Origin of the sequence: Streptomyces thermovulgaris (genome assembly GCF_002155915.1) — a bacterium.
In the GTDB taxonomy this organism is placed as follows: domain Bacteria; phylum Actinomycetota; class Actinomycetes; order Streptomycetales; family Streptomycetaceae; genus Streptomyces; species Streptomyces thermovulgaris.
This window is the reverse complement of sequence record NZ_MUME01000350.1, coordinates 23,558-30,023: the sequence shown is the minus strand read 5'-3', so window position 1 is coordinate 30,023 and position 6,466 is coordinate 23,558. Positions and strand designations below refer to the sequence as shown.

Annotated in this window: 6 protein-coding genes; 3 read left to right on the top strand and 3 right to left on the bottom strand. The window is 74.3% G+C overall.

All coding sequences use genetic code 11. From position 1 onward, the window contains the following. The first annotated feature begins 225 nt into the window (after positions 1–225). The gene (locus CCN35_RS23930) at positions 226–1,785 is read left to right on the top strand and encodes a serine/threonine protein kinase (protein ID WP_086794311.1); all 1,560 of its coding nucleotides are present in this window, start codon (positions 226–228) and stop codon (positions 1,783–1,785) included. Positions 1,786–1,824: 39 nt separating this feature from the next. Next, positions 1,825–2,796 carry an LLM class F420-dependent oxidoreductase gene (locus CCN35_RS23925; RefSeq protein ID WP_086794309.1) on the top strand — a complete coding sequence of 324 codons (972 nt, stop codon included), beginning with the start codon at positions 1,825–1,827 and terminating at the stop codon, positions 2,794–2,796. A 13-nt stretch (positions 2,797–2,809) separates the two neighbouring features. On the opposite strand, the gene CCN35_RS23920 is transcribed toward CCN35_RS23925, so the two are convergent. Together CCN35_RS23920 and CCN35_RS23915 are read right to left on the bottom strand one after the other, a co-directional pair. Next, positions 2,810–3,793 (bottom strand): aldo/keto reductase, encoded by a 984-nt coding sequence (locus CCN35_RS23920; protein ID WP_067397402.1) that lies wholly within the window; start codon positions 3,791–3,793, stop codon positions 2,810–2,812. A gap of 5 nt (positions 3,794–3,798) precedes the next feature. Continuing rightward, positions 3,799–4,524: a ribonuclease H family protein gene (locus tag CCN35_RS23915; RefSeq protein WP_067397360.1), complete on the bottom strand. Its 726-nt coding sequence runs from the start codon at positions 4,522–4,524 to the stop codon at positions 3,799–3,801. A 144-nt stretch (positions 4,525–4,668) separates the two neighbouring features. Here CCN35_RS23915 and CCN35_RS23910 point away from each other — a divergent pair, with 144 nt between their 5' ends. Beyond that, complete coding sequence (locus CCN35_RS23910) at positions 4,669–5,676, top strand: zinc-binding alcohol dehydrogenase family protein (protein ID WP_211285568.1); 1,008 nt, start codon at positions 4,669–4,671, stop codon at positions 5,674–5,676. Between the two features lie 60 nt (positions 5,677–5,736). Here CCN35_RS23910 and CCN35_RS23905 read toward each other — a convergent pair whose 3' ends face one another. After that, on the bottom strand, positions 5,737–6,219 hold the full coding sequence (locus tag CCN35_RS23905; RefSeq protein WP_067397362.1) for a VOC family protein: 483 nt from the start codon (positions 6,217–6,219) through the stop codon (positions 5,737–5,739). Positions 6,220–6,466 lie beyond the last annotated feature (247 nt).

The following is a 6,466-nucleotide window of genomic DNA, read 5'->3' as shown; positions in this document are numbered from 1 at the left end:
CGCGCCCGTCGCCGCCCGAGCCGCCGCACGCGGCCGAAGAGGCGTCGAAGTGCTGGTCGGGCGGCGACGGGCGCGGCACCCGGGCGGATTTCCCTCGCGCAGGTACGCGGCGGCAGCCGGACAACGGCGGAAACGGCCCCACCGCGATCCTTTTGAACACACCCGGCGCTCTTCGCCGTATCCCCCGGAAAAAGGCGAGAGCCGGGATTCTCAGCTCAGCGAGGGATGACCATGGTCCAGGGGCATGCGTCCGCACACGGGTCGGTCGCCGGACGGTACCGGCTCCTCGAGATCCTCCACCGCGAGACGAACCACATCTGCTGGTACGGCGAGGACGGCGAGACGGAACGCCCCCTTCTGCTGACGCAGACCGGGCTCCCGGAGGGCACCGGCCAGGACGGCGCCCGGCGCATCACCGCCCGCGTCCTGCGGATGTCCGAGACCATGGGGCTGCTGCGGCCGGGCCGGGTCGCCACGGTGGTCGACGCCGTGGTGGAGGCGGGGACGCTGTGGACGGTCGCCGAGTGGATCGACGGCGTCCCCCTGGGCGAACTCCTCGCGCGGGAAGGGGCGTTGCCCCCCGCACGGGCGGCCCGCATCGGGCTGGAGCTGCTCGAGGTGCTGGAGGCCGCGCACGCCGAGGGCATCACCCACGGCGAACTCGGCCCCGGTCAGGTCTTCGTGCGGGACGGGGGCGGGGTCGTGGTGACCGGCTTCGGCCTGGTGGGCGCGACCCTCGTGCCCCGGCTCACCGCACCGTCGTACGCCTCCCCGGAGCAGGCCCGCGACGAGCGGATCGGACCGGCGGCCGACCTGTGGGCGCTCGGCGCACTGCTCTACACGATGACCGAGGGGCGTCCGCCGTTCCGCGACCGGGGCCGGCCCGAGGCCACCCTGCGGGGCGTGGTCCGGCTGCCGGTGCGCGCGCCCCTGCGGACCGGGCCGCTCGAGCGGGTCGTGCAGGGCCTGCTGCGCAAGAACTACCGGGACCGTCCGACCCGTCCGGTGGTGCGGGAGGCGCTCACCCGGATCGCGGACGAGGACCCCGGCACGGCCGCGCCCGCGGCCTCCCGGCCCCGTCCGCCCGCGACGGGCGCGGCGGTCCGGGCCCGGAGCGGACGGACCGTGGTCCTGGGCACCGCGCTGGCCGCCACCGCCGTCACGGCCGCCGTCCTGGCCGCCGCCCTCCTGCTGCCGGGCACCAAAGGCCCGGGCATCGTCGCCGCCCCCGGCACCGCCGGGTCGTCGTCCTTTGCCGCCGGCTCCGAGGGCCGAAGCGGGCAAGGCACCCCGCCGCCGGCCACGGCGACCGGTCTGCCGGCCGGCTTCCGCCCCTTCACCGCCTCGGAGGGCTTCTCCCTCGCGCTGCCCGAGGGATGGCGCCGGGTGAGCACCACCCGCGCCTCCGACCGGGCGTACCGGGTGGTCTTCGGCGCGGACGGGGACGCGCGCACCCTCGCCGTCACCTACAGCACCCAGGCCGGCCCGGACCCGGTCGTGATCTGGCGGGACGAGGTCGAGCCCGCGCTGGCGAAGCGGCAGCAGGCGTACCGGCGGATCGGCTCCATCCGCGCGACGACGTACCAGGGACGCGAGGCGGCCGACATGGAGTGGCTGTCCGGCACCGGGGACGAGCGGGTGCGCACCTTCGGCCGCGGCTTCCTCCTCGGCGGCGGACGCAGCTTCTCGCTGCGCTGGACGACCCCCGCCGACGACTTCACCTCGCCGGCGAACCGGCAGACGCTGAAGGTCTTCCTCCGGACCTTCCGTCCGGGCCCGGTCTGATCCCCGTTTCCGGGGCGCCGCCCCGGGGACTCGGCGCCCATGGTGCAGTTCGGATACACGATGATGACCGAGCAGGCCGGTCCCCGGGAGCTGGTCGGCCACGCGGTGCGGGCCGAGGAGGCCGGCTTCGACTTCTCGGTGGCCTCCGACCACTACTTCCCCTGGCTGCGCTCGCAGGGGCACGCGCCGTACGTCTGGAGCGTCCTCGGGGCCGCCGCCCAGGCGACCTCGCGCATTCCGCTGATGACCTACGTGACCTGCCCGACCTTCCGCTACCACCCGGCGGTCGTGGCGCAGAAGGCGGCGACGCTGCACCTGCTGTCGCAGGGCAGGTTCCGGCTGGGCCTGGGTTCCGGCGAGAACCTCAACGAGCATGTCGTGGGCGGCGGCTGGCCGTCCGTCGACGTACGCCACGAACGGCTGGAGGAGGCCGTCGGGATCATCCGGGAGCTGTTCCGGGGCGGTCATGTCACCCGGCACGGCACGCACTTCACCGTGGAGTCGGCCCGGCTGTGGGACCTGCCGGACCAGCCGCCGCCCATCGGCATCGCCGTCTCCGGGGAGCAGTCCTGCGCCCTCGCCGGCCGCCTCGCCGATCTGGTGATCGCCACCGAGCCCAAGGCGGGGCTGCTGGAGGCCTTCGACCGGCACGGCGGCGAGGGCAAGCCGCGCGTGGGCCAGCTCCCGGTCTGCCACGACCCCGACCGCGAGGCGGCGGTGGAGCGGGCCCACGCGCAGTTCCGCTGGTTCGGCAGCGGCTGGAAGGTGAACTCCGAACTGCCGCACCCGGACGCGTTCGAGGGGGCCACGCAGTTCGTCACCCCCGACGACGTGGCCGACGCGATTCCGTGCGGCGACGACCCGGAGGTCTTCGTGGAGGCCGTACGTCCCTACGTCGAGGCCGGGTTCACGGAGGTCGCGCTGGTGCAGATCGGCGGCGACGCACAGGAGCCGTTCCTCGACTGGTCGGAGACGACGCTGCTGCCCGCGCTGCGCGAGGCCTTCGCCTGAGGGGCGCCGGCGCCTACCAGCGGGACTCCACCTGGTCCTTGATCCGGCGCTCGTACAGGTCCTGGATCGCCGCGAGGGTCTTCTCGTCCAGCGGCGGCAGCTTCGCGGCGGCGGCGTTCGCGCGTGCCTGCTCCGGTGAACGGGCCCCCGGGATGACGGTGGTGACACCGGGCTGCTGGATGATCCAGCGCAGCGCGAGCTGGGCCGGGGTGAAGCCCTCGGGAGCGAGCGCGGCGAACTCGGCGGCGGCCTCCACGCCCGTGAGGTAGTCGACGCCGGAGAAGGTCTCGCCCTGGTCGAAGGCCTCGCCGTGCCGGTTGAAGGTGCGGTGGTCGTTGGCCGGGAAGACCGTGTCCTTGGTGTACCTGCCGGACAGCAGCCCGGAGGCCAGCGGGACCCGGGCGATGATGCCGACGCCCGCCTCCCGTGCGGCGGGCAGCACCTCGCGCAGCGGCTTCATGCGGAACGGGTTGAGGATGATCTGCACACTGGCCACGTTCGGCCGGGCGATCGCCGTCAGCGCCTCGGCACAGGTCTCCACGCTCACGCCGTAGGCGGCGATCCGCTCCTCCTCGACCAGGGTGTCGAGGGCGTCGAACACCTCGTCGCTGGAGTAGACGGGTGTCGGCGGGCAGTGCAACTGCACCAGGTCGATGCGGTCGACGCCGAGGTTGCGCCGGGAACGGTCGTTCCAGGCGCGGAAGTTGTCCAGGACGTAGTTCTGCGGGATCTGCTCCGCGCGGCGGCCCATCTTGGTGGCGACCAGCACGTGCAGGTCCGGCCGGGACCTGAGGAAGTCCCCGATGATCGACTCGCTGCGCCCGTCGCCGTAGACGTCGGCGGTGTCGAAGAAGGTCACCCCCGACTCGGCGGCCGCCTCCAGGACGGCGAGGGCTTCCCTGTCGTCCACGTCGCCCCAGTCGGCGCCCAGCTGCCAGGTGCCGAGCCCGACCACCGACGCGTGCTGGTGCGACCTGCGGAATGCGCGTTCTTCCATGGCCGTCAGTCTGCCATCCGCCCCGCGGGCTGCCCGGTGGCCGCCGTACGGCACTCCGGGTGGCCCCAGCCCTGGTCGTTCCTGGCGATGGGCTCGCCGGCCGCGTAGGAACGGCCGCACACGCAGCGGCCGGGGAACTTCGCCTTGATCGTGCGGGACGAGGTCCCGCCGCCGCGCCGCCGGGCCGTCCCGGTGCCGGCGCGACGGCGCGAGGAGGCCGGGGCGACGGGCGAGGGCGGCGGCTCGGGCGAGCCGAGGGCGCTGCCCGCCGCCTGCTGCGCGGACGCCGCCTGGCTGGCGGCACGGTCGGCGAAGTCGTTGAGCGGGTCCCCGTCGGCCTGGTGGGCGGGGACGTGGCGGAAGTCGACCGAGCGGCCCTGGAGGAGTTCGTCGATCCGCACCACCAGCTCCTGGTTGGCGACCGGCTTGCCGGCGGCCGTCCGCCAGCCGTTGCGCTTCCAGGCGGGCAGCCAGGTGGTCACGGCCTTCATCGCGTACTGCGAGTCCATCCGCACCTCGAGCGGCACATCCGGGTCGGTCGCCGTCAGCAGCCGCTCCAGCGCGGTGAGTTCGGCGACGTTGTTGGTCGCCCTGCCGAGCGCTCCCGCCTCCCAGCGGACCGGGGCCCCGGTGTCGTCCGAGACGACCCATGCCCAGCCCGCCGGACCCGGGTTTCCTTTCGACGCCCCGTCGCAGGCGGCCACCACACGTTCACGCATGGGCCCGATCATGCCACGTCCCGGTGGGGGATCCCTCCGGGCCGGCCGCGCGCGAACGGGCCCGTTTGCCCCACACTGGGTTCCGCACCGGATTCCACACCGGGGCGATCGGGGACGGTCGTCGGCAGGACGGGGTGCGAGATGACGGAAGGCACGATGCGGGCGTGGGCGGTGACCGGGCCGCGGCCGGTGGAGGAGGAACCGCTGCGGCTGGTGGAGAAGCCGGTGCCCGTGCCGGAGGACGACGAGCTGCTGGTGCGGGTGCGCGCGTGCGGGGTGTGCCGCACCGACCTGCACGTCGCCGAGGGCGACCTGCCGGTGCACCGGCCCGGTGTCACCCCTGGCCACGAGGTCGTGGGCGTGGTGGCGGGTCTGGGGCGGGCGGTGAGCGGCTTCGCGCCCGGCGACCGGGTGGGCGTGGCCTGGCTGCGCCGCACCGACGGCACCTGCGCCTACTGCGCACGCGGTGCGGAGAACCTCTGCCCGGCCTCCCGCTACACCGGCTGGGACGCCGACGGCGGCTACGCCGAGTACACCACCGTTCCGGCCGGCTTCGCCTACCGGCTGCCCGGCGGGGTCGACGACGTGGCGCTCGCCCCGCTGCTGTGCGCGGGCATCATCGGCTACCGGGCGCTGCGCCGGGCCTCGCTGCCGCCGGGCGGGCGGCTCGGCCTGTACGGGTTCGGGGGCAGCGCGCATCTGTGCGCCCAGGTGGCGCTCGCCCAGGGGGCCACCGTGCACGTCATGACCCGCGGGGAGGCCTCGCGGCGGCTCGCGCTGGAGCTGGGCGCCGCCTCGGCCCAGGACGCGTACGCGTCGCCGCCCGAGCCGCTGGACAGCGCGATCCTGTTCGCCCCGGTGGGCGACCTGGTCCCGGTGGCCCTGCGGGCCCTGGACCGCGGCGGTGTCCTGTCCGTCGCCGGGATCCATCTGAGCGACACGCCGCCGCTGCACTACGAGAGCGAGCTGTTCTACGAGAAGGAGCTGCGCAGCGTCACCTCGAACACCCGGGAGGACGGCCGGGAGTTCCTCGTCCTGGCCGCCCGGCACGGCGTGCGCGCCACCACGCACACCTATCCGATGTCCGAGGCCCCGCGGGCCCTGCGGGACCTGAAGGCCGGCCGCTTCGACGGGGCGGCGGTGCTGGTGAACGACCTGTCCTGAGCCGGAAACCCGCGGGGCCGGTCCGCCCCCCGCACGGGCGGGCCGCCCCGCGGCACGCCGTCACTCGCCGGCGTACGCCTTCTCCAGCGCGGCGATGTCGAACTTGCTCATGGCGTGCATCGCCCGTGTGACCCGGACCGCCTTCTCCGTGTCGGGGTCGGAGAGCATCTCGAGAAGCCTGTCCGGGACGACCTGCCAGGAGACGCCGTACTTGTCCCTGAGCCAGCCGCAGGGGCCGGGTTCGCCGCCGTCCTCGGTGAGCCTGGCCCAGTAGTGGTCGACCTCCTCCTGGTCCGCGCAGTGGATCTGGAAGGAAACCGACTCGTTGAACGTGAACTCGGGGCCGCCGTTGAGCGCGACGAACTTCTGGCCGTTGGCCACGAAGTCGACGGTGAGCACCGAACCGGGGGTCCCCGGGCCGGCCTCGTTGAAGCGGGTGACCCGCCCGATGCGGGAGTCCGGGAAGACCGAGACGTAGTAGCGGGCGGCCTCCTCGGCCCGGCCGTCGAACCAGAGACAGGTGGTGAATCCCTGAGCGGTCATGGGGTCCTCCTGCGGGGGTGATGCGGACAGGGGTGTCATGGGTGTCGACCCGTCCGCGCGGCGGAACTCATCGGTGCGCCCGTGAAAAAGTCCGGGGATGCGGCGGCCGGGACGCCCCGGGCGTTCCTCCGGCCGACGCCCGGGCCTCCTGCCGGCCGGTGTCCGGGCGTTCTCCCGGCCGGTGTCCGGGGCGGGCCGGCGGGGTGGCTCCGCTCGTGGCGAATCTGCTGCGGGCAGAGAAAACCCC

Excerpts from the sequence above, each read along its gene's own strand:
- CCN35_RS23930 (WP_086794311.1), top strand. The coding sequence starts at position 226 with ATGACCATGGTCCAGGGGCATGCGTCCGCACACGGGTCGGTCGCCGGA.
- CCN35_RS23925 (WP_086794309.1), top strand. The coding sequence starts at position 1,825 with ATGGTGCAGTTCGGATACACGATGATGACCGAGCAGGCCGGTCCCCGG.
- CCN35_RS23920 (WP_067397402.1), bottom strand. The coding sequence starts at position 3,793 with ATGGAAGAACGCGCATTCCGCAGGTCGCACCAGCACGCGTCGGTGGTC.
- CCN35_RS23915 (WP_067397360.1), bottom strand. The coding sequence starts at position 4,524 with ATGATCGGGCCCATGCGTGAACGTGTGGTGGCCGCCTGCGACGGGGCG.
- CCN35_RS23910 (WP_211285568.1), top strand. The coding sequence starts at position 4,669 with ATGCGGGCGTGGGCGGTGACCGGGCCGCGGCCGGTGGAGGAGGAACCG.
- CCN35_RS23905 (WP_067397362.1), bottom strand. The coding sequence starts at position 6,219 with ATGACCGCTCAGGGATTCACCACCTGTCTCTGGTTCGACGGCCGGGCC.